The 22,680-nt window shown below is 56.1% G+C and carries 18 protein-coding genes; 7 read left to right on the top strand and 11 right to left on the bottom strand.

The window, feature by feature from the left end:
• Positions 1–3: 3 nt before the first annotated feature.
• From ABWQ15_RS03330 to ABWQ15_RS03320, 3 genes are read right to left on the bottom strand one after another with little or no spacing between them, the layout of a single operon-like run.
• Complete coding sequence (locus ABWQ15_RS03330; RefSeq protein WP_353907407.1) at positions 4–2,082, bottom strand: hypothetical protein; 2,079 nt, start codon at positions 2,080–2,082, stop codon at positions 4–6.
• The gene (locus ABWQ15_RS03325) at positions 2,057–2,953 is read right to left on the bottom strand and encodes an ABC transporter ATP-binding protein (RefSeq protein WP_353907406.1); all 897 of its coding nucleotides are present in this window, start codon (positions 2,951–2,953) and stop codon (positions 2,057–2,059) included. Before ABWQ15_RS03325 ends, ABWQ15_RS03330 begins: the two co-directional genes overlap by 26 nt.
• Positions 2,950–3,312 carry a GntR family transcriptional regulator gene (locus ABWQ15_RS03320; RefSeq protein ID WP_353907405.1) on the bottom strand — a complete coding sequence of 121 codons (363 nt, stop codon included), beginning with the start codon at positions 3,310–3,312 and terminating at the stop codon, positions 2,950–2,952. Before ABWQ15_RS03320 ends, ABWQ15_RS03325 begins: the two co-directional genes overlap by 4 nt.
• Positions 3,313–3,781: 469 nt before the next feature.
• On the opposite strand from ABWQ15_RS03320, the gene rpsO reads away from it, so the two are divergent.
• The 7 genes from rpsO (at position 3,782) to ABWQ15_RS03285 (ending at position 11,616) form a co-directional block, all read left to right on the top strand.
• Entirely contained in the window at positions 3,782–4,048 is a 267-nt protein-coding gene (gene rpsO, locus ABWQ15_RS03315; RefSeq protein ID WP_353907404.1) for a 30S ribosomal protein S15, read from the top strand.
• A 250-nt stretch (positions 4,049–4,298) separates the two neighbouring features.
• Positions 4,299–6,449: a polyribonucleotide nucleotidyltransferase gene (locus tag ABWQ15_RS03310; protein WP_353907403.1), complete on the top strand. Its 2,151-nt coding sequence runs from the start codon at positions 4,299–4,301 to the stop codon at positions 6,447–6,449.
• Between the two features lie 111 nt (positions 6,450–6,560).
• Complete coding sequence (mnmE, locus tag ABWQ15_RS03305) at positions 6,561–7,946, top strand: tRNA uridine-5-carboxymethylaminomethyl(34) synthesis GTPase MnmE (protein WP_353907402.1); 1,386 nt, start codon at positions 6,561–6,563, stop codon at positions 7,944–7,946.
• A gap of 166 nt (positions 7,947–8,112) precedes the next feature.
• Positions 8,113–8,685, top strand: a complete 573-nt coding sequence (locus tag ABWQ15_RS03300) for a DUF1836 domain-containing protein (RefSeq protein WP_353907401.1) — start codon at positions 8,113–8,115, stop codon at positions 8,683–8,685.
• Entirely contained in the window at positions 8,685–9,557 is an 873-nt protein-coding gene (locus tag ABWQ15_RS03295; RefSeq protein ID WP_353907400.1) for a DegV family protein, read from the top strand. The genes ABWQ15_RS03300 and ABWQ15_RS03295 overlap by 1 nt, the downstream gene beginning before the upstream one ends.
• Positions 9,558–9,634: 77 nt before the next feature.
• The gene (gene prmA / locus ABWQ15_RS03290) at positions 9,635–10,594 is read left to right on the top strand and encodes a 50S ribosomal protein L11 methyltransferase (RefSeq protein ID WP_353907399.1); all 960 of its coding nucleotides are present in this window, start codon (positions 9,635–9,637) and stop codon (positions 10,592–10,594) included.
• Between the two features lie 8 nt (positions 10,595–10,602).
• Positions 10,603–11,616 carry a bile acid:sodium symporter family protein gene (locus ABWQ15_RS03285; protein ID WP_353907398.1) on the top strand — a complete coding sequence of 338 codons (1,014 nt, stop codon included), beginning with the start codon at positions 10,603–10,605 and terminating at the stop codon, positions 11,614–11,616.
• A gap of 211 nt (positions 11,617–11,827) precedes the next feature.
• On the opposite strand, the gene ABWQ15_RS03280 is transcribed toward ABWQ15_RS03285, so the two are convergent.
• The 8 genes from ABWQ15_RS03280 to ABWQ15_RS03245 all read right to left on the bottom strand — a co-directional run bounded on the left by ABWQ15_RS03280 (position 11,828) and on the right by ABWQ15_RS03245 (position 22,669).
• Positions 11,828–13,030 (bottom strand): ammonium transporter, encoded by a 1,203-nt coding sequence (locus ABWQ15_RS03280; RefSeq protein ID WP_353907397.1) that lies wholly within the window; start codon positions 13,028–13,030, stop codon positions 11,828–11,830.
• A 100-nt stretch (positions 13,031–13,130) separates the two neighbouring features.
• Entirely contained in the window at positions 13,131–13,778 is a 648-nt protein-coding gene (locus ABWQ15_RS03275) for a response regulator (protein ID WP_353907396.1), read from the bottom strand.
• A complete protein-coding gene (gene amt, locus ABWQ15_RS03270) occupies positions 13,765–15,681 on the bottom strand; it encodes an ammonium transporter (protein ID WP_353907395.1) in 1,917 nt (638 codons plus the stop codon). Before amt ends, ABWQ15_RS03275 begins: the two co-directional genes overlap by 14 nt.
• A 460-nt stretch (positions 15,682–16,141) precedes the next feature.
• The gene (locus ABWQ15_RS03265; protein WP_353907394.1) at positions 16,142–17,137 is read right to left on the bottom strand and encodes a LacI family DNA-binding transcriptional regulator; all 996 of its coding nucleotides are present in this window, start codon (positions 17,135–17,137) and stop codon (positions 16,142–16,144) included.
• Positions 17,138–17,364: 227 nt separating this feature from the next.
• On the bottom strand, positions 17,365–18,231 hold the full coding sequence (locus ABWQ15_RS03260; RefSeq protein WP_353907393.1) for an FAD binding domain-containing protein: 867 nt from the start codon (positions 18,229–18,231) through the stop codon (positions 17,365–17,367).
• A complete protein-coding gene (locus ABWQ15_RS03255) occupies positions 18,224–18,703 on the bottom strand; it encodes a (2Fe-2S)-binding protein (protein WP_353907392.1) in 480 nt (159 codons plus the stop codon). The genes ABWQ15_RS03260 and ABWQ15_RS03255 overlap by 8 nt, the downstream gene beginning before the upstream one ends.
• Complete coding sequence (locus ABWQ15_RS03250) at positions 18,693–20,954, bottom strand: xanthine dehydrogenase family protein molybdopterin-binding subunit (RefSeq protein ID WP_353907391.1); 2,262 nt, start codon at positions 20,952–20,954, stop codon at positions 18,693–18,695. Before ABWQ15_RS03250 ends, ABWQ15_RS03255 begins: the two co-directional genes overlap by 11 nt.
• Before the next feature lie 125 nt (positions 20,955–21,079).
• A complete protein-coding gene (locus tag ABWQ15_RS03245; RefSeq protein ID WP_353907390.1) occupies positions 21,080–22,669 on the bottom strand; it encodes a BCCT family transporter in 1,590 nt (529 codons plus the stop codon).
• Between the last annotated feature and the right edge of the window lie 11 nt (positions 22,670–22,680).

The raw sequence follows: 22,680 nt of genomic DNA, 5'->3' as shown, positions 1-22,680 counted from the left end.
TTTTCAGGGCTCCTGCGTGTCGGCGATGGCAGGCTGCGATGTCACCAAAATTTCCGTGGGACCGTCGGCTCCGCCGATGATGGCGGCGGAGCCGTCAGCCGGGTTTTCGTACTCTCCGCTCCCGACTTCGTCCGGAATCCGGCCCTCCTGCTGCGTATATGCGTAAGCATCCTTGGCCATTATCGTGTTGCCGCCCGCGTCGTTCATCTGCTGGTTGGTCGTCAGCGAACCCGTATCCACCCCCGCGTGTTCCAGCGCCGCAAGAAGGAACGTATCGTGCTTTGAAAACTGCAGATCGAACGAAGCGCTGTCGTCCCTCCGGGGGCGGGCCGGATCCGGCTTTACCCGGTAATAGAATGTCAAGCTGTTATCAAATGTATTCGCATACCACGCATCTTGGTCAAGGGCGTCCGCGCCCAAATGCCCCGCGTCAATATCCTTTTCCAGCGCATCCAGCAGCGTCTGGGCGGTATCCGCATCAAAATTCAGCGTCTGGCCCCTTCCGCCCGGCTGAGCCGGATAGAGGGTGATCTCCGCAGCGGTAAGACGATCCACATCGTTCAGGAACTGAGCGGACAAGTCCGCCCGCCGTACAACCGGGTCGCTCATCAGGGCCGCCATCTGAGAAAGCACCGAGCCGTCTTCCCTCACTTCTCCGGGCCCGTAGGTAAACCCGTAATCCCGGGACAGTTTCTTCCCGTTTTTCAGGGTATAGTCCAGCCGCAGGCCGGTGTAGTCGGAACTATCCGAGTTCCAGTCGTTTTCCGGTTTTTCCTCCACCAGCGCCTGATGCAGGGAGATAAAACGCCCGATGGTCTCCGGATCGGTAATGTTGCCATTGATATAATTTACGCCATAGATGTCAAAGTCCAGGCTCTGTATGTCGTCCGCTTTGGGAACGTACTTCTCGATCCCCAAAAGGTCCACCGAGAAGCCCGCACACACCAGAACCAGAACCGCCGCCAAAGCCGCTCCGCCCTTCCAGCTCTGCTTCAGAACACGGAAGGACTTTTGCAGCAGCATCTCCGCCGCAAAATAGCCCACAAGCCCCAGAGCGATCATGCAGGCCGCCAGTCCGGGCACGGAGGCGGCTCCGCCGCCGTACCCGCCAACCGCGTCCCGAAGGATGGTGAACAGCAGCTGCCCGAAGCTGAGGGCAGCGCACACGCCCACACCGTAACGGAAGACGGGCCGCGCCCAGCCAATGGCCACGGTGTCGCCGGTGGCTTCGCTGCGGCGCCGGTTATATACCAGCAGCGCCGCCGCCGTCAGTGCCACGCCGGCCAGCGCATAGACGCCCACGGCGCCAAGGCTGCTGTAAAGTTCGCCCCAATCCGTGCCGCTCCAGTTGCCCAGTTTATCGTAAATCCACGGATTCTGAAAAATCTTTGATAGCTTATAAGCTGGCGTAAGCCAGACCACCAACATCGGAATATCGGAATTGCTCCAGCCGTAAAAAAGCAGCTGACAAAGTGATTGGAACAGATAGGTCAGCCCATAAACCAGCACGTTGAGCACCCCATAAAACACCGGAATCGCCAGTAACTGCCCGGCAAACATGGCGCAAAAAACCGCAAAGCCGTAAAAAAGCAGCATCTGCCCCGTGGCAGATAAAAACCAGATGCCGATCAGCCAGAACTCCCGCACTCCGGCGGTTGCCCATACAGCCATAGTCAGCAGTGCCGTGACAGCATGGACGGTAAGAAACACCGCCGCGCCGGATATGTAATGCGTCAGGAACAAACCCTCTCTCCGAACGGGTAGGGCATGGGTGAAGCCCACGGCGCGGGCGTTGGTCAGATAGGAAAACAGCGCCATGGCAAACAGGCATCCGAAGGCCACGGACACAATAAGCGCGCCGCTGGAGGCCATTTCGGTCACACCGCACAGGGCGTTGGAATGCAGATCCGACGGGTCCATCCACTGGTGGTTGCGGCCAAACAGCTCAAAAAGCTGCACCGCCGGCATAGCCAGGAGCCAGGCCGCAAAGTACAGCGCCCAAAGCGGCCAAAAACGGCTCAGATCGTTGCGGAACAGAGCAGGACTGAACAGCCCCTTAAAGGACGATGTCTTTGACTGCATAATCCGCACCTCCCAACTCGTAAATAAAAATCTCCTCCAGTGTCAGCGGCACGGCGTCTACCAGCAAGGGGCTGTACTGTGCCAGAAGCTCGGTGGCCCTCTGGGCATTCATGCGCAGGATGAGGGTATGGATGCGGCCCAGCTTCGACGCGTGGAGCGCCGGAATTTCCGGGGGCACCTCCGTCATCCCGTCGGGGAACACAACCTGAAGCTTCACCATATTGTCCTGAAGCTGCGCCAAAGACCGCTCCAAAAGCACCTTTCCGTGATCCAGAATGCCCACCTGGTCGCACACATCCTCCAACTCCCGCAGGTTGTGGCTGGAGACCAGTACCGTAGTGCCCCGCTCGGCAACGTCGTCCAGCACCAGGGACCAGACCTGCCGCCGCATCACCGGATCCAGCCCGTCCACCGGCTCGTCCAGCATCAGGTATTCCGGCATGCAGCTCATGGTCAGCCAGAAGGCTGCCTGCTTCTGCATGCCTTTGGACAGATGCCGGATGGGCTTTTTGGGGTCAATGGGAAACGCCGCCGCCAGCTTTTTATAGCGCTCCATGGAAAAGCTGGGATAGATCCCCCGATAAAGCCTCATCATATCCTGTGTGCTGGACTGCAAAAAGTAGTACCAGTCGTCCGGAATGGAGTTAACCCGCGCTTTCAGCGCCGGATTCTCCCAAACCGACTCACCTTCAATGGTCATTGTGCCGCTCTCCGTCTTGTACACGCCGTTCAGGCACCGCAAAAGCGTGGATTTTCCCGCACCGTTGGGTCCAACCAGACCATATACCGCGCCCCTTGGCACGGTCAGCGTTACGCCGTTCAGCGCCGTAAAGCCGTCAAACCTTTTTACCGCGTCTCGAACCTCAATCATGTCGTTCCCCCCTCTTTCAGCAGCGCTGCCAGATCCGCCTGCGTGACGCCCAGCACCCTCAGCTCCCGCAGCAGCTCCCTCACCTTGTCCTTCAACAGGTCCCGCCGGGCTGTGTCCGCGTCTCCCCGGTCGCTGGCAAAGCTGCCCTTGCCCGGCACGGAATAAATGTATCCCTCTGCCTCCATGTCGTTATAAGCCCGCTGGATCGTATTTGGGTTGATGCTGAGCTGTGTAGCCAATGCGCGTACCGACGGCAGCTTTTCTCCCGCCGCCAGCGCGCCGGTGACGATCAGTTTTCGCAGTTCGTCCTTAATCTGCTCGTAAATGGGCCGCGAATCCCGATAATTCAGGCTGATCATCTCTCCACCTCCGTTTTGTCCGCCGTAAGGCGAACTGTATTATCCGTATTAGTACAGTTAGATTAGCATGGTTTTTGCCGCCTGTCAAGCGGCGAAAGAAGATTCTTTATGCAGCGCCCGCACAATTTTCCACGCATGGTTTTACCGTCATTCAGATCGCATAAAAATGACACGGGCATGCCGACGCCCATTAAGGTGTTTCTGTGCAGGATGGCACAAACTATGCGTGCGGGGCATTATAGGCATCAGACATTTTAACTGCTCCGGGACACCTGTGTCCGTATGCCGCTTATTGCGGTATTTTTATTTAAAAGAAACAGGAAAAAGTGAAAATTTTCTTTACAATTGGGAATCCTTATGATATAGTGACTAAGCACGCAAACCTGCGGCGCCCCAGCGCTTCGTTTCGCGGCTCTCACCGGCCCGATGCGCAGTCCTGCGGGTAATTTTTAAAAAGGTGGATACAATTATGTTGCGCAAAGAACAAAAGACCGCTATTATCGACGCCAACCGCACCCATGCCACGGACACCGGCTCTCCCGAGGTCCAGATCGCCATTTTGACCCAGCGGATCAATGTGCTCACTGAGCACATGAAGGCGAACCCTCAGGATAAGCACTCCAACCGCGGCCTCATTATGATGGTCGGTAAGCGCCGCAACCTGCTGGACTACCTCATGAAGAAGGACATCGAGCGTTACCGCACACTGATCGCAAAGCTCGGCATCCGTAAGTAAGTTGAAACGTGGGCGGTGTAGTTTTTTCTGCACCGCCCCCTTTTCATAGATTTTACGCCGCCAAAAACGCCTTTAGCAGTTGAAAATGTGCCCCCATACAGACCGAACAGTTTGCCCGGGAAAAAGATGGGCTGCGAAACAAACGAGCTTGTGGTTTCAGCCGGAAACGATATGGAGCTTGCGAGGACGCGTTTTCAAGTGCTAAATGGCCGGTTGGCGTAAAAAATCCATTCTAAAAAGGAGAAACAACATGTCAACCATTATTAACAAGCGCCAATTTCCCAGCTACCATAAGTACGAGATGGAGCTGGCCGGCCGGCCCCTCACGCTGGAGGTCGGTAAGCTGGCGGAGCTGGCTAACGCCGCCGTCATGGTGGGCTACGGTGATACCCGCGTGCTGGTGTGCGCCACCGCCTCTGCCCGTCCCCGGGACGGGATCGATTTCTTCCCCCTGAGCGTGGACTTTGAGGAAAAGATGTACTCCGTGGGCCGTATCCCCGGCTCCTTTAACCGCCGCGAGGGCCGTCCCGGTGAAAAGGGTGTTTTGACCTCCCGCGTCATCGACCGGCCCATCCGGCCCCTGTTCCCCTATGATTTCCGCAACGACGTGTCCATCATGGCCACCGTCATGAGCGTGGACCACGATTGCTCCCCCGAGATTGCGGCCCTGATTGGCACCTCCGCCGCCCTTGCCATCTCCGACATCCCCTGGAACGGCCCCGTGGCCACGCTGAAGGTGGGCCTTGTGGACGGCAAGTTGGTCTTCAACCCCACGACCGAGCAGCGCAAAGTCTCCGATCTGGACGTGACCGTGGTCTCCACCGGCAAAAAGGTCGTCATGATCGAAGCCGGCGCCAACGAGGTAACCAACGACACCATGTATGAGGCCATCCGGCAGGCTCACGAGGAAAACCAGAAGCAGATCGCTTTGATTAACCGGATGGTCAGCGAGATCGGCAAGTCCAAGTTCGATTATCCCCACGCTGATTTCAATCAGGAGCTGTTCGACAAGATTGTCGCGGCTACTACGGACGACGCGAAAGCCGCCATGGACACCGACGACAAGAATGTCCGGGAGAGCCGCTGGAACCAGCTCATCGAAAAGTGGCATGAGCTGTTCCTTACGGACTATCCCAACATGGACCAGTACCTGGACGAGATCACCTATAAGTTCCAAAAGAAGATCGTCAAGGCATGGCTGCTGGAGGGTCACCGCGTGGATGGCCGCCAGAGCAACGAGATCCGCCCTCTCTCCGCCGAGGTGGGCGTGCTGCCCCGGGTTCACGGCTCCGGCCTGTTTACCCGCGGTCAGACGCAGGTCCTCTCCGCTTGCACGCTGGATACTCTCTCCGCCAACCAGAAGCTGGACACCATCTGGGAGGAGACGGAGAAGCGCTATATGCACCACTATAACTTCCCCGGCTACTCCGTGGGCGAGGCCAAGCCCGCCCGCTCCCCCGGCCGCCGCGAGATCGGCCACGGCGCTCTCGCCGAGCGGGCGCTGGTTCCGGTGCTGCCCTCTGTGGAGGAATTCCCCTATGCCATCCGCGTGGTGAGCGAAGTGGTTTCCTCCAACGGCTCCACCTCTCAGGGTTCTATCTGCGGCTCCACCCTCGCCTTGATGGACGCGGGCGTGCCCATCAAGGCCCCCGTGGCAGGCATTTCCTGCGGCCTCATTCAGGATGACAACGGCGCCTTCACCACATTCATCGACATTCAGGGCGTGGAGGATTTCCACGGCGAGATGGATTTCAAGGTGGCCGGCACCAAGAAGGGCATCACCGCCATTCAGATGGACCTGAAGAACGACGGCCTCACCATGGAGATTATCAAAAACGCACTGGACACCACTTATGACGCCCGCTGCGAGATCCTTGACCAGATCATGCTGCCCTGCATCGCCGCCCCTCGCAGCGAGGTCTCCAGGTATGCGCCCAAGATGATCACCATGCACATCGACCCCGACCGCATCCGCGAGGTCATCGGCAAGGGCGGCTCCGTCATCCAGAAGATCGTGGCCGACACCGGCGCAAAGGTGGACATCAACGACGACGGCTCTATCTTTATTGCCGCCGCGGATGCCTCCGCCTGCGACGCCGCCAAGAAGTGCATCGACGATATCGTGTTCGTCCCCGAGGTTGGCAAGCTTTACTACGGCCGCGTGGTGCGGATGATGACGTTCGGTGTGTTCATTGAAATCGCCCCGGGCAAGGACGGCCTGTGCCATATCTCCAAACTGTCCGACCACCGCATCGAAAAGGTGGAGGACGCCTGCAAGGTGGGCGACATGATGTGGGTCAAGTTCATGGAGATCGACGAGAAGGGCCGCTGGAACCTCTCTCACAAGGACGCCATGAAGGAAATTGAGGCCAAGAAGGCCAATGGCGAGCCCATTCAGTAATTCCCTTTGATTTTACCTGAAATACGGGGCGGGGCCTGCGCCCCGCCCCGTATTCTTTGCGTTGGGGCGCGATGCAAATTGCCCGCGCCGTCTCACAGAAAGGAGCCAGCCATGGATACCATTGCCGCCGTCGCCACAGGGAGAGTTCCAACCGCCATCGGCGTCATCCGGATTTCCGGTCCGGAGACTGACGCGGTATTGGACCGGGTCTTTCGTTCAAACTGCAAAAAAAACTTTGCCGCGCTGGAGCCCCGCAGACTTTTTCTGGGCGATCTGCTGGACCCGCAGGGCCGCGTTCTGGACAGCGGCATGGCCGTCCGCTTTCCCGGCCCCGCTAGCTATACCGGCGAAGACAGTGCGGAACTTCACTGCCACGGCTCCCCTGTGGCCATGGGCGAAATTCTCTCCGCCCTGTTTGCCGCCGGGGTGCGGCAGGCAAAGGCCGGGGAGTTCACGAAGCGGGCGTTTCTGAACGGCAAGCTGGACCTGACCCAGGCGGAGGCAGTGATCGACCTGATCGACGCGGAGACTCCCGCCGCCGCCCGGAATGCCGCCGCCCAGCTGGATGGGGCATTGGGCCGTACCGTCTCCGCCGTGTACGACAACCTGACGGCACTGGCCTCTCAGTTCTACGCCGTGGTGGACTATCCCGACGAGGACATTGAGGATTTGAAGCTCAGCGAGATTCAGGCCGCCCTCCGCCAGGCGGACGAGGCTCTCTCCCGGTTGCTGGCCACCTGCGGGCGGGGCCGCCTTTTAAAATCCGGCGTCCATACCGCGATCATCGGCCGACCCAACGTCGGGAAGTCCTCCCTGCTGAACGCCCTGACGGGATACGACCGGTGCCTTGTCACGGACATCCCCGGAACCACCCGGGATACGGTGGAGGAATCCGTGCTCTGCGGAGGAGTTTTGCTGCGGCTTATCGACACTGCGGGCATCCGCGAAACGGAGGACACGGTGGAAAAGCTGGGCGTGGAGCGGTCAAAAGCCGCTTTGGAGTCCGCCGATTTGGTGCTGACGGTGCTGGACGGGTCTCAGATGCCCACTGCCGAGGACCTGGATGTGCTGAAGCTGGCCTCTTGCAGCAGACGATGGATTTTAGTGCGCTCCAAGTCCGATCTGGAGACCGCAGAAACCGTCTGCGCCGCCTCTTTTCAGGTCGGGCAAAATCTGCTTCCGCCCGCCGCCGACGTCTCCGTCTCCGCCGTCACCGGCGAGGGTCTGGACACTCTGGAACAGGCCGTGGCAGGGCTGTTCCCCTTTGAGGATGGCGCAAGCGGTGAGCTTTTGACCGACCCCCGGCAGATAGACGCCGTCTCCCGCGCCCGGGACGCCATCCGGCGGGGGCTGGAAGCGCTGGAGTCCGGCCTCACTCCGGACGTGATACTCACCGATACGGAGGAGGGTATGAGCGCTCTGGGGGAGCTGACGGGCCGCACCGCCCGGGAGGATATCGTGTCCGCCATCTTCTCCCGGTTCTGTGTGGGGAAATGAGGGACCTTGGCGGATTTAAGGGGTATCTGTCAAACAGGCGCGGTTTACGGACAGCGTTTGTCCGTTAGACATTATCTGATATTCATTTCCGCAAAATACGATTTACAAAACCAGATAATTGTGATATTCTAACAGTGAATCAATATTTGCGGGAGGGAGACGTACAATGGAGGATCAAGCGGAATTGCAGGAGCGGCTGCGCCGACAGCGCCCCGTGGATTGGGACCAGCTGCCGGACTTTTCCCTGTATATGGATCAGGTACTGAGTTATATGGACCGACAAGTCTTACGCTTTGACGGAGACGACGGACTTACTGCCGCCATGGTGAACAACTATACAAAAGGCGGACTGCTTCCCCGGGCCGACGGGAAGAAATACAGCCGTGAGCACCTTGCCTATCTGACCGTGATCTGCGTGCTGAAGCAGGTCCTCTCCACCAGGGACATGCATCTGCTGCTTGACCAGGAGCTGAAGGACTCCGGAAGCGTGGAGGCCGGTTACCAGACCTTCTGCCGGAGTTTGGACGGCTCCATGAACCTGACCGCCGACCAGATGGATCGGCATCAGGACCCGGAAAAGCTGGCGGACTCCGCCATTCACTTCGCTCTTTTGAGCTATGCCGCCGGGGCGGCCAGCCGCCGGTATGTGACGCTGCTGCGCCACCAGCGGGATGCAGGTGAGGAAAAGCCCGCCCGCGATAAGCGGGTCCGGCAAAAAAAAGAGGAGGAATCTGACTGATGCGTGACTTTGTAATTTTGACCGACAGCAGCTGCGATTTGCCCGCCGACATGGCGGAGGAGCTGGAATTAGAGGTGCTGCCCCTGAGCTTCAGCATCGGCGGACAGGATTATCACAACTGGCTGGACGGGCGGGAAATCAGTTTCCCCGATTTCTTTGCAAAAGTACGTGCCGGTGAGATGGGCGTTACTTCCGCAGTCAGCGTGGGGACCGCGGAATCAAAAATGCATGAAATTTTGGAGCAGGGAAAGGATCTCTTGTGCCTGAGCTTTTCCTCCGGTCTTTCCACCACCTATCAGTCGGCGGCGATTGCGGCGGAGGATCTGCGCGGCGAATATCCGGACGCCAAAATCTATGTGGTGGACTCCCTTTGTGCCTCGCTGGGACAGGGGCTGTTTGTATATCTCTGCGCGCAGCAGAAAAAGGCCGGCAAGTCCATTGACGAAGTCTTCGCCTATGCCGAGGATATGAAATACCATATCTGCCACTGGTTCACGGTGGATGATCTGAACCATCTGAAGCGCGGCGGTCGCATCAGCGCGGCTACCGCTCTGTTTGGAACGATGCTGTCCATCAAGCCTGTGATGCATATGGATAACGAGGGACATCTGATCCCCGTCAGCAAGGCCCGGGGCCGGAAGGCGGCGCTGATGGCGCTGGTGGACCAGATGGAGCGTCTGTCCATAGACCCCGCCGGGCAAACGGTGTTCATCTGTCAAGGGGATTGCTATGACGACGCAAAGCTTGTGGCCGACGAGGTCACCCGTCGCCTCGGCACAAAGGATATCCATATCAATTATGTAGGTCCGGTGATCGGCAGTCATACGGGCTGCGGCGTGGTCTCCCTGTTTTTTGTGGGCAGAGAGCGCTGATTGAAAAGGGCCCCGTTTGGGGCCCTTTTTAGATAAAATACGATTCGATAAAATGGACGAAACGGGAGGCGCGGCTGATGAAGTGGCTGGAAGTCCACATTCATACGAATCACGGCGGGCTTGAGACGGTGGAGGCCTTTCTCTCCGGTCTTGGCATTGACGACGTGGTGATTGACGACGAAACGGAGTTTCACGAATTTCTGGAGGAAAATCGGAAGAGCTGGGACTACGTGGATGAAGAGCTCCTGAAAAAGGAGGCAGGCGCATCCCGGATCATCTTCTATTTGGAAGAGAACGAGGCTGGCTTTGCACGGCTGGGAGAGGTCCGCATTGCTCTGGCAGAATTCAAGGCCGCCCATTCGGACTGCGGTCCTCTGCGGATGACCTTGGATAATTTGAAGGAAGAGGATTGGGCCTTTGGCTGGCAAAAATACTACAAGCCCATGGAGATTGGCAGCCGTCTGCTGGTAATCCCCGAATGGGAGAAAGACAAAACCGACTGCAAGGGCCGTGTGCCTCTGATTCTGGACCCCGGTCTGTCCTTCGGCACCGGGAGCCACGCTACTACCCAGCTGTGTCTTCAGGCGCTGGAACAGGTGGTAAAGCCCGGCGACTCCGTGTTGGATCTGGGCTGCGGCAGCGGCATCCTCTCCATTGCGGCGCTGAAGCTGGGCGCCGCCTCCGCTCATGCGGTGGACATCGACGACAAGTGCCTGGACGTGGCCTATGAAAATGCCGCCCTCAACGGTATCGGCAAGGACCGGTATACCGTTTGGACCGGCGATGTCCTCAGCGACGAGTGTCTTCAAGCTCGACTTGGCGGAAATTACAACGTGGTGGTGGCCAACATCGTGGCAGACGTGATTTTGGGCCTCGCGCCCATGGTGCGGCGATTTTTGAAGCCCCGGGGGCTGTTCCTTTGCTCCGGCATCATTGACGACCGGGCGGTCGAGGTGGCTAACGGACTGCGCCGCAGCGGCTGGGCTATTTTGGAAACCCGTCAGGAAAGCGGGTGGTTTGCCTATACCTGCCGTTGAGGAGAATTATGGAAAAGTTGCAAAAAATTGATCAATTTTTCTCAGACAAGATTGTCTGGTTTACGATTCTATGTTTGCTGCTGGGCATCTTTTTCCATGCCCCGCTCAGCAACCTGGTCCCCATCACCCCGGTACTCTTCGCAATGATGACCTTTATTAACACCCTGGGGTGCAGCTTCCGGCAGATCGGCCATGTGGTCTCTCACCCGGTTCCTGTGCTGGTGCTGCTGGCGATGCTCCACGTGGTGTTGCCTGCACTGTGTCTGGGGCTGTGTACCCTCTTATTTCCGGATGCGCCGCTGTTTACCACCGGATTGGTGCTGAATTTCGTTCTGCCCACCGGTGTGGCGTCATTGATGTGGGTGACCATCGGCCGGGGAGACCTGCCCCTTTGCCTGTCCGCAGTACTGCTGGACACACTGCTCGCCCCTTTGATCGTTCCACTCAGCATGAAACTTTTGGTAGGGTCCATGGTTGAAATGGACGCCACCGGGATGATGAAAGACCTGCTTTTCATGGTGGCCCTCCCCGCTTTTTTATCCCTGCTGTGCCACCGCATTCGAGACGGCAGAACCGCCGCGAAGTGGAAGCCGCGCCTGTCCCCGCTTGCAAAGCTGATCATGTTCTGTATTATTACCTCCAACGCCACGGGCGTCGCCCCATTCCTGAAAGCGGTTACCCCCACTCTGCTGCTGGTGATTCTGGTTCTGGTGGCGCTGTGCGTTTTTGCGTATCTGCTGGGCTGGTTTGTCTCCCATCGGCTGATGCATCTGGACTTTCCCTCCTGCCAGACCATGACGATCAACACGGGACTTCGGAACATCAGCGCCGGAGCGGTGCTGGCGGCGCAGTATTTTCCTGCAGACGTGCTGTTTCCCGTGGCCTTCGCTCCCATTTTTACGCAGATCATGCTGGCTCTTTCGGTGAAGCTCCTGCGCCGGACAAAGGCTGGGCAGGCGGATCAGGCCGCTTATGACGCAGAGCACGCCACTCCCCCGAATTCAAAGTCAGAACAAGCATAGCGCCCTTTGTTCCCTCTGCTTGTAATAAAATACAATTTCATTATAAAAGGGCAAACGGATCATTTGATTTTGACCCGTTTGCCCTTTTTAAGCTCTCTGAACGATGCCGAAGTCCGGGCATAGAGAATCCTCTCACGCAGTCAGGTAAGAGAGATACCAAAAGCGGAGCAGTGCACCTGCGCTGCTCCGCTTTTGGTATTGCTGCCGGATCTTATGCCACCTCATGAAACAGACTGTCCAAACCGGCCAGTTCCTCCGCCTGAGAAACTTTGACCGGCACAAAGCACTGGATTACTTTCAGCAGAGCGAATGTAACCACAAAGGAGTACACTGCGACAACGCCCACAGCCAGCAGTTGGATCAGGAATTGATGTGGATTTCCGGCGATCCAGCCATCCACACCGCCGAAACTTTTCTGGGCAAAAACGCCCACCAACAAAGAGCCTAACATGCCGCCCACGCCGTGAACACCCCATACGTCCAAGGCATCATCCCAAGCTCTTCCTTTGCGGAATTGAATGGCCAGCCGGCAGACCACACCTGCAGCAACTCCGATCAAGGCCGCAGCCCATGGGGCCACATAACCGGAGGCAGGCGTTACGGTGGCAAGTCCCGCCACCGCCCCGGTCATGGCCTCCACAATACTGGGATGATGGTCTTTCCTCCATGCCAGCAGCATCCAGGTCACCATGGCGGTCGCGCCGGCAATGGCGGTATTGATGAACGCCACGGCGGCGGTTCCGTTGGCAGCCAGTGCGCTGCCGCCGTTAAAACCAAACCAGCCGAACCAGAGAATACCGGTGCCCAACGCTATGTACGGCACACTGTATGGCTGTGTATCCTCATCCGGACGAATGGTTCTCTTTCCGACAAACAAGATGGAAGCCAGAGCCGCCATCCCGGCAGCAGTATGAATGGCAATCCCTCCGGCAAAATCCACCGCACCCAGCTTTTGCAGAAAACCGCCGCCCCAAATCCAGTGGGCGCATGGCGCATACACGAGCGGGCACCACAACGCCAGAAAGATCAGATAGCTTTTAAAGCTGACACGGTCGGCAAAAGCGCCGGTAATCAATGCCGGAGTAATTACCGCAAACATAAGCTGAAACAAGAAAAACGCCAAAAATGGAATGCTGGGGGCATAGGTACTGCTTGCCTGAAGCCCCACGCCGTTTAAAAACGCGTACTCCAGCCCACCGATGATCCCTCCGGCATCCTTCCCAAAGGCCAGACTGAATCCGCATACAAACCAGACAACCGCCACGACCCCCATAGCCACAAAGCTTTGCATCATAATGGTCAAGGCGTTTTTCCGGCGTACCAACCCGCAATAGAAAAAGGCGAGCCCCGGCGTCATAAAGCAGACCATCGCTGAGCAGATCAATACAAATGCGGTGTTTCCATAGTCAATCATATGATACCCTCCAACCGTTCGATTGTAGTCTATTCTAGTCGATTGACGGATAAAAGGGCATCGGGAATCGCCTGTAAAACTTCCGGGTTTATACTGTATTTTATGGCTCTATAATATGATTTCTCACAGCGTAGAGCACAAGGTCGGCCAGATTGCGCAGGCCAAGCTTACGCATAATGTTGGCCCGGTGCGTTTCCACGGTTTTGATGCTCAGATATAATTCCTCGGAGATATCCTTATTGGACTTCCCCTCTGCCAGCAGCTGGAGAATTTCCCGCTCTCTGGAGGAGACTCCCTCGGTCTGAATGCCCGTGTCCCGCAACCCGCTGAGGAATCCGTCCACCACAAAACCGGTCACGTCCTGCGATAAAAACATTTTTCCAGCAGATACCGTTTCAATGCACTCAATGAGCTCCTCCAGCGCATTGTCCTTTAGAACGTATCCTCTCACTCCGGAACGCAGCGCTTTGGTCACATATTCTTCCGTCTTGTGCATGGTCAGGATTATTGTCCGGACCTCCGGCAGTTCATTCTTGAGTCTGGCCGCCAGATCCAAACCGTTCAGCCGCGGGATGGAGATGTCAAGCACCGCCACATCCGGTTTCAGCTCCGTAATTTTCTGGTAGGCCTCCTGCCCGTCTCCGGCTTCTCCGACAACCTGAATATTCTCCTTCTGTGAGAGCAGGATGACCAGTGACTCCCGCAGGATTTTGTGATCGTCCGCCAGAAATACTTTAATTTTTACCATGTGGAATCTCCAAAATCACACGGGTACCCTGCCCCTCCGCACTGTCGACCACCATTTTTGCGTTCAGCGCATCCGCGCGCTCCCGGATGTTGGTCAGCCCAAAGCCGGAATTTACGCTCTGCATGTCAAACCCCCTTCCGTTGTCAATGATGCTGATGAGAAATATTTGATTGCTGAGCGCCAGCAGGTTCACGTCGGCCTCTGTGGCTTCAGAGTGCTTGATGATGTTGGTCAGGCACTCTTGGACAATGCGGTAAATATTCAGTTCCTCGGTTTCGGCCCATTCCGGCATTGCATCGGTTATATTGCAGTGAAACTGAATGCCACTCAAAGACTCCAGCTTACTGCACAGCGCGCGGATACTGTTGGAAAGCCCGTCCCGTTTCAGTTCCGTCGGCTTAAGATTGCCGATGACGCTCCGGATTTCCGCAATGGCGCCGTCCACCATTTTCACAGTCTTTTCGGCGTCCCGTCTGAGCTGTTCATCCTCCGGGCAGCGGGAGAGCAGCCCCAGGTTGATCTTCAGCGCCACCAGGGATTGGCCCACGCCGTCGTGGAGATCCCGCGCGATCTTCTCCCGTTCCCGCTCCTGCGTGGCCACCAGCAGATCCGACTGCCTGCGCAGAGCGATATTCTGCTGCCGGATGGTACGGTAAAGATCCTGGGTCAGATTCTCATAGTGCTCATCTTTCAGATGCTCCAGCCAGGAGGCAACATCGGAAAATTCTACAATATTGAGGCCCTTTTCTTCTTCCTCCGGAGATACCCGCAGGCCGATGGTCCGATCCAGAATCCAAAACATCAAAAATCCCATGCCGAAGGCCCATACAAAATTAACACTTACGCCCAGCAGCTGCACCAGCAGCTGCTGCCCTCTGGATGCAAGGTTCAAATCTCCGGGAGCGGCAAATACCGCGCACAAAATCGTGCCGCATGCCCCGCCGAATCCATGAATGGGGACGGCGTTGACGGCATCGTCAATCTTCAGTCTCAGCAGCAGCATACTGGCCAGCACCGTCACCGCGCCGGTGATCATTCCCACCAAAATGGCCTGCCAAGGGGACAGAATTTCAGAGCTGGCCGTAATTGCCACCAGGCCGCCCAGCGCTCCGTTAAAAACCGCCTCCATATAGCTTTGATCTCGCGCAAAGAGATAGGTGGTGAGAATGGCGCCCACAACGCCGGACGCTGCGGCAAAGTTGGTGTTCAGCAGAATCAGACCAACCTGATCATCAAACCGGAAAAGGCTGCCGCCGTTGAAACCAAACCAGCTGAACCACAGGATAAACGTTCCCAGCGCCGCAAAGGGGATATTGGAACGGCCCATTCGCCGTGGCCGCCCGTTTTCATCCCAGCGGCCCCTCCTTGCTCCCAAAACCATGGTACCGGACAACGCAATCCATCCCGCGGTGGAATGGACCACTGTGGCACCGGCATAGTCCATAAATCCCAGACTTTCAAGAAATGTGGACTGACCGATGTAATTTCCACCCCAAACCCAGTGCCCGTAAATCGGATAGATGATGATGCCGGTTACGGCAGCGGCGATTACCAGAGCTTTAAGCTTGGTCCGCTCCGACATGCTCCCAGAAAAAATTGTCACGGCTGTCCCGGCAAACATCAGTTGATAGAGGGCGAAGATATCGTCATAATTTCCATTCAGCCCCAGAAGCAGCCAATGACTGGTCCCGATCAGACCGCTGTGCGTATCACCGAACATGAATGCAAAACCCACCAGGTAAAAGGACAGCGTGGCGATCACAAAGGCAATGATATTTTCAATGGCTACGCTGACCACGTTTTTGGGCCGCACAAAGCCCACCTCATAGCAGATGAACCCCGCCTGCATAAAAAACACGAAGCACGCACAGATCACAACCCACAGATGATCGATGCCATTCATACGTTTCCCCGCCTTTCCAGATCCCAAGCGGCGCGCCCCAGCGCCGCCGCGGAAGGTCGCCCTGTCCCCAGTAGTATATACTGCTTGCGCGGAAAATCCAAGAGGGAACCTGTAACACTCCAAATGGGCAAGTTTCCCGCAGCGCAGTGGTTTTTATAGGTGTTCATTCTTCACAGTTTTAATAAGCCCAGAGCTATTTTCGAGACCACGGCTCAGTCGGGACGAGGATTATTATATGCTAAGGTCTGGTGCCGTTTTCCACAAAGGTCGGCCGAGACTGGAGAATCGCGAAAAAGCTTTTGCAGAATCGATTCAACCTATAAAAGCAAGCGGTACAGTATTGAACTGTATCGCTTGCTTTATACGTTTTGAGTAAGGAAACTGGATGTGGTGCTTTATGTGCTGCATTATCAGCCGCTTGCTTCTGTCCACCGTCCCGGCGCTATGTGCATACTGGAGCTTAAATCTCCAGTACGGAACCCCTCTCCACGATTTCACCGCATACGACATACATCCCACGTTTTTGAGATCCATGTTCAATCATGGAAATCTGAGCGCCTACCGCCTGTTCGGCCATGCTTTTCAGATCAATTCCATACGTCGTCAGCGGAGGTGAGACCAGTGTGGAGAAAATATACCCGTAAAATCCGGTAACAGAGATATCCGCCGGTATCCGATAACCCTTTTGCTGAAGATCCTGCACAAAATGGTATGCCGCCTGATCGCTGCAGCAGACAAAGGCAGTGGGCATATCGGCAGGCAGGTCAAAGCTTCGCTTGAATTCCACCCCGTCCCGATCCGGAATAATCCACTCCCTGTGCAACTCGATTTTGTTAAACGTCAGAGTCTTCAGGTACCCGTAATAGCAGTCTTGCATATGAGTATTGGCATCCACGCTGCCCACAAAGCCAATTTTTCTGTGGCCCTTCCCAATCAAATATTCCGTCATTTCCGAAATACCCCAATAGCTGTTGGGAATCACGCAGACTGCCTTTGCATCACAGTTTGAATCAATCTGCACCAATGGAAGCGCCGTCTGTTCAAGCAGCTGGAGATAGTCGTGGGACATGCGTCCCAGCACAAATATTCCTTCCACGGTTCTATTGGAAACAAACGCTGGCAGCGTCGGCTTCTGCTCATCCGTGGCTACCGGCTCAAACATGCAATTATAGTTGTGTTCCTTCAGGCATTCCACAACGCTCAGATAAAGCGCCCAGTAAAAAGAATGCTCCGGCTTGATCAGATAGTGTGCAATCAGAATGCCAACCGTTCGGGGTTTTTCGTTGGCTCTTTCCATGTTTTTGGGCTGGTAGCCCATTTGGGCGGCAGTTTGTGCAATTTTCTGACGGAGGGATTCGCCCACTCCGTCTTTGCCGGACAGCGCTTTGGAAACGGTAACAACGCTGATGCCAAGCTCTTTGGCAATATCGCTCATGCGTACTGCATTTTTTGACAAAGACGGTTCTCCTTTCGAAAGAATATTGAATAATTGTACTATATTTGGTTCAAAAAATCAATGCCTCCATCTTGTAATTGTCAAAGAAGCATTTATATACGCCGCTGCCCCCCCACGCAAAAGCCGGCGGCCAGGATTGTGCCGGCGGCAATATACAAGCAGCGCGGCAGCCGGATTGAGGCTGCCGCGCTGCAATTACAGGTGCGCTTGATAATAGTCCGCATCTTTTATGGCAGGGTTATCCCGCTGCGCTGCCGGATGGTATCCAGAACATCCTGCAGCACACCTTTCGATGCGTGGGCCTTGTAAAAGCGGTTGGGCCTCTTATTGATTTCCAGAATATATTCCGAAAGCGCCGACGCTGCATTTTCCACTGCCTCGGGTTCTAGTCTGCTCCCTTCCAGGCAGCGCTCCGCCGAAAGCGCCCGCACGGGTGTCGTGGCAACGGCACCCAGTACAATTCTTGCGGTCGAGACCACTTCCTCTTGCATCTGAACCAGAACAGCCAGCCCGACTCTGGAAATTGTGACCTCGCTTCTGCTGCCAAGCTTCCGATAGGCCGTGTAGGTGGACGCCGGCGGAACCGGGTAGGAAAACGACAAAATTGCCTCATTATGGCATAAAGATGTCTTTTCAATCCCGATAACGGTCTCATCCATCGTCGCAGTTCGGATGCCCTGCGGGCCCGCAATGTGGACCTTGGCACCCATCAGCCACAGCGGTACGGTCAGATCGCCTGCGGGAGACGCATTCGCCACATTTCCGCCGACGGTGGCCTTATTCCGAATCTGAACCGAACCCACATGTCCTGCGGCGTCCGCCAGTGCCATACAGGTTCGTCTCACCAACGGACTCGTGGCAATGGTAGTCATATCCGCCATCGCGCCGATATGGATCTCTCCGCTTTGCTCGGAAATCTCTCTTCCCTCCGGCAAGGCTCCCAGATAAAGCAGAGTGTCCGGGTGTATTTTTCCGGCATTCAGCTTCAAAATCAGATCCGTCCCGCCGCTGATGAACCTGCTGTTTGGTGTCATCTTTCCCAGACACTCAAAAAGTTCCTCCCTGGTTTTGGGAGAGAAAAACCCTTCAATCACGTTCTGCCTCCCCGCGTTCCTCTGCGGCAGCCCGCTTCACTGCCCGGATGATCTGCGTATACCCCGAGCAGCGGCAGATGTTTCCGGCAAGTGCGATACGTATTTCTTCCTCCGTGGGGTTGGGATTTTCATAGAGCAGTGCCCTTGCCGACATCACCATTCCCGTGGTGCAATAGCCGCATTGAATTGCCGTTTCCTCCACAAACGCGCGCTGCAGATCGCTCATCTCACCGCAATCACTCAGGCCCTCAATGGTGACAACCTCTCTGCCGGGCAACTGCGCGGCAACCGTGAGGCAGGAATGGACGGCCCGACGATCCAGCAGCACGGTACATGCGCCGCACTCGCCTTCCCCGCAGCCTTCCTTCGTTCCGGTCAGCCCCAGATCCTCCCGCAGGATATCCAAAAGCCTGCGGTCAGGCGGGACCTCCAAGCTGACGTTTTTTCCGTTTACCGTAAATTCAAGCTTCATGTTGCTCCCTCTTAATCATCAGATCCACAATTGCGTCCGGCGTCAGCGGGAAGCTGGAAAGGTCACTGTCCAGCGCATCGTTCACCGCTCCCGCCACCGCCGCCGCCACCGGAACATAGCAAGCTTCTCCAATGGACTTTGCCCCGAAGGGTCCCTGTGTCCCGCCGTCTTCGATCAGTTCTACCCGGACATTTAAAAAATCAGGCGTATTCCGGACGTGATAATCCTTCATGGTTGCGGTGGTCTTTCCGTTTTTGGGGTTGGTATCCATATGTTCGCTCAGTGCCGCGCCACTGCCCATGGCCACCGCGCCCTGAATCTGTGCCACACACATTTCCCGGTTAATCGCCTGTCCAATGTCGTGTACCGCCAGGTAATCCAGCAGCTTTACCATTCCGGTACAGGTATCCACCTCCACCCATGCGAAATGGGCGCCTGTGACACCGGGGTTGCTTTGGGACTGGCTCTGATGGTTTACCCAAAGTTCTTTCTGTTCCTCCCGAAGCATCCACACCGCAACATCCCCGTAGGAGACTGCTCTTCCATCGGAATATCTGATTTCTCCGTCTTTTACCCACAGCTCTGAAGAATCCGTATTCTGCCAGCGGCCACAGGCTTCCAATAGTTCATCCCGGAGTTTTTCGGAACAGTCAAAGAGTGCGCGTCCAATGACGTAAGTGGAACGACTGGCAAAGCAGCCCACATCGTGAGGGGTAACCGCCGTGTCACCCTCCGAAATCTGAATCTTCTCCAGTGGAAGGTCCAGTACTTCCGACACAATCATTTTCATGGCGGTTACTGTCCCGCAGCCGTGATCGTGCAGAGTTGCCAACACCTGTATGCCGCCGGATTCGTTAACCCGCATAGACACCCCCGCATAGTCGGGGAATCTTGGATAATACCCGTTTACGTGCCCGGCACAGCCCACCGCGATTCCCCGGCGGAAACGCGTCTGTCCGGCGTTGAACGCGCGGTTCTCTTTTTTTCGCTTCTCCCAAAAGAACTTTTCCCTTCCCAGCAGAAGGCATTCCCGAATCCGGATCTCACCCAGCGAAAGTCCCGTCTTCCGGTCCACTTCACCGGGCAGCGCCACATTCCGGAGCCGCAGCTCCAGAGGATCCATATGCAGCCGTCGCGCCGCCATATTCAGGTTATGTTCCATCATGGTGTACATCTCCGGGGCGCTCCAGCCCCTGTAAGCACCGGACATCGGTGTATTGGTGCACACCGCTCTTCCTGTGTAGTGCGCAAAAGGATAACTGTAGCACCTGAAAAACTTGCTTGCCAGCGCCTGAATATAGTCACAGGCATTTCCCACGTAAGCGCCCGAGTCCAGAATGACATCTGCTCCCATGCTCTGGATTTTTCCCTGGGGCGTGATTTTGGTGACAAACTTTGCGTGAATCGGTCCGCGGGAGATTGTGGAAACCATGCACTCTGCCCGGTTATAGACCAGCTTTACGGGCCGCCCTGTTCTCAGAGCAGCTGCCGCCGTGACGGGCTCCAGAACCCACTCCTGCTTTGCGCCGAAGCTGCCGCCCATGGTGGTCTTGACCACCCGTACCTTTTCATAGGGCAGGTCAAACAGCTCCGCCAGAACCGTGCGAATCCCATAGACCGACTGGTTGGGGCTCCAGACGGTCAACTGCTCCATAGCCCGGTCCCACGAGGCGACACAGCAATGCGTTTCCATGGTCATATGGGTCAGGCGGGGCAGAAAGGTTTCCGTCACGGTCTCCACGGTGTCCGGCCGCATTTCCGGTTCTTTGCCAAAGGCTAGCTCCACCGCGCCAAAAACTGCTCCTTCGGAATGAATGCAGTCAATCTTTCCCTCCAGTACCTCGGAAACCGTGGTTGCGAACGGCAGCGGATCATACGTAACCTCTACCAAAGCGGCCGCTTCCCTTGCGGCCTGTGGCGTTTCGGCAAGCACACAGCCCACGCGGTCCCCCACATAGCGGACATGCCTTTGAAAAACCCGGTCCTGTTCCAGCGTCTTTTGCCCCTTCATCGTCCTAAACCGGTTATATGGCCGATCTGTGGTATTGAAGCAGTGCAGGATCTCCACCACTCCGCCAACCTCCATTGCCCGGTCAACATTTACTTGCGTCACATATCCATGGGGGATCTGACTGAATATAACCGCGGCATAGAGCATGCCCGGAAGGTCAAAATCCCCCGCATATCGAACAGTGCCGGTCACTTTTGCCTTTGCATCGTGAATTGGCCGACTGCTCCCAACAATTTTCATAGCGCTTCTCCCTTATCTTTTACCTGATCAACACCGCCAAGCCGAATTTTCCCTTGGCGGCATGGATCAAATAGAGGCGGGAGGAGGCTGACAGGTATTGTCAGCCTCCTCTGCGCGAGGCCATCTTACTCTTCAATCTTCTCCATGAAGAATACTTTGATTGAAGATATAATTTGCAGCAAAAATACAAACAGTACCAGGAAACCGCCCGCCGTGGCCAACGCCTTGACGCCGTCCACGCCTTGTGCTCCTCCGCCGAACGCAGCCATGACGATTGCCACCACACCGATCACGATGCCCCAAAGCACCTTGAGCTTTGCAGGAGGTTCCGTTCCAATGGGAACGTTTTTGACGCACATGGAACCCACATTTGTCAGCGTTGCATCCGCCGCAGTCACAAAAGAGATAATAATAATCAGCAAATTGAATGGCACAACCAGCTTGCCGATTCCAAACGGCAGATTCTGCAAAAAGACCCACAATGCCATGACGGCTCCGCCCTGATTGATGGCGCCCACCAGATCCGCGGTGCCCTGCATCTGCATGTAAAGTGCGCTGTTGCCCCAGATTGCGAACCACACAAAGCCGAACACGGAGGGCAAAATCCAGTTGACAATCATGAATTCGCGGATGGTGCGTCCGCGGGAGATCATGGCCAGGAAGATACCGGTGACGGGGGCGTAGGCGATCCAGCATGCCCAGTCAAACAGCGTCCAGGACCGGGTCAGGGCCGCGCCGCCAATGTCAATGGGGTCCAGGCCCCAGAGCCAGAAGTTTTGAAACCAAGTGGCAAGGCCGGCAGTGCTGTTTCTCATGATAAACAACATCGGCCCCGTGACCAGCAAGAGGATCAGCAGTCCATAATAAAACCATGCGTTGAGACTGCCCAGTACCTTAAGTCCCCTGTCCATACCGACATAGGACGAAAGCGTGAAGCAGGCCACAATTACGACGCCTATGCCAATGAAAAGGGGCAGCGAGTCTGAAATACCGTAACCGCGCAAACCTGTCATCACCAGCGTGATGCACATGGCCAGACCGCCGCAGATGCCGATGCCCAGCGCCAGCATGGAAAGAGTGTCGATAAAAGCGGCCAACGGACCCTTGGTGATCCGCTCGCCAAACAGAGGACGCAAGGTAGACGTGACATTGAGCTTTTGCTTTTTGTTATAATAGAGATAGGCTACCAGTACGCCGCACAAAGCGTAAATCGCGTAGGGCAAAAAGGTCCAGTTCATGAAGCTTCTGCCCATTGCGAACTGGGCGGCCTCCGGGGTAAACGGCTTAATGCCAAGCTGATCAAGTTCCCCCCACACATTGCCGTAGTAAATCAGCGGTTCATTGACCCCCCAGGTCACAATGCCCGTGGCCACACCGCCGGTCAGCGTCATGGCAAACCACGCCATAAATGGAATTTTGGGTTTTGCGTCTTTTCCGCCCAGGCGCACACGGCCCAATTTTGAAAATGTGATAATTGCCACCAGGATGGTACTCCCTATGACGACGTACTGATAAAGCCATCCAAAAGAGTCCAGTGACCAGTTAAAAAACGACATGGAGGATTTCGTCAGCGCCTCATTGTTAAAAATTCCCACAAATGCTGCGATGGCAAACAGTACGAAACCCGGAATAAATACTTCCCAGCGGATGTTTTTCTTGGTCTCCTCGAACGACTCCTGCTTTTTTCCCTCTTGCGTTTGAACTTCCTTATTCAATTGCTCATTCT

This window comes from Oscillibacter sp., assembly GCF_040505565.1.
Lineage (GTDB): Bacteria > Bacillota > Clostridia > Oscillospirales > Oscillospiraceae > Oscillibacter.
Note: the sequence above shows the minus strand (reverse complement) of the source record. Positions and strands in the feature narration are given on the sequence as shown.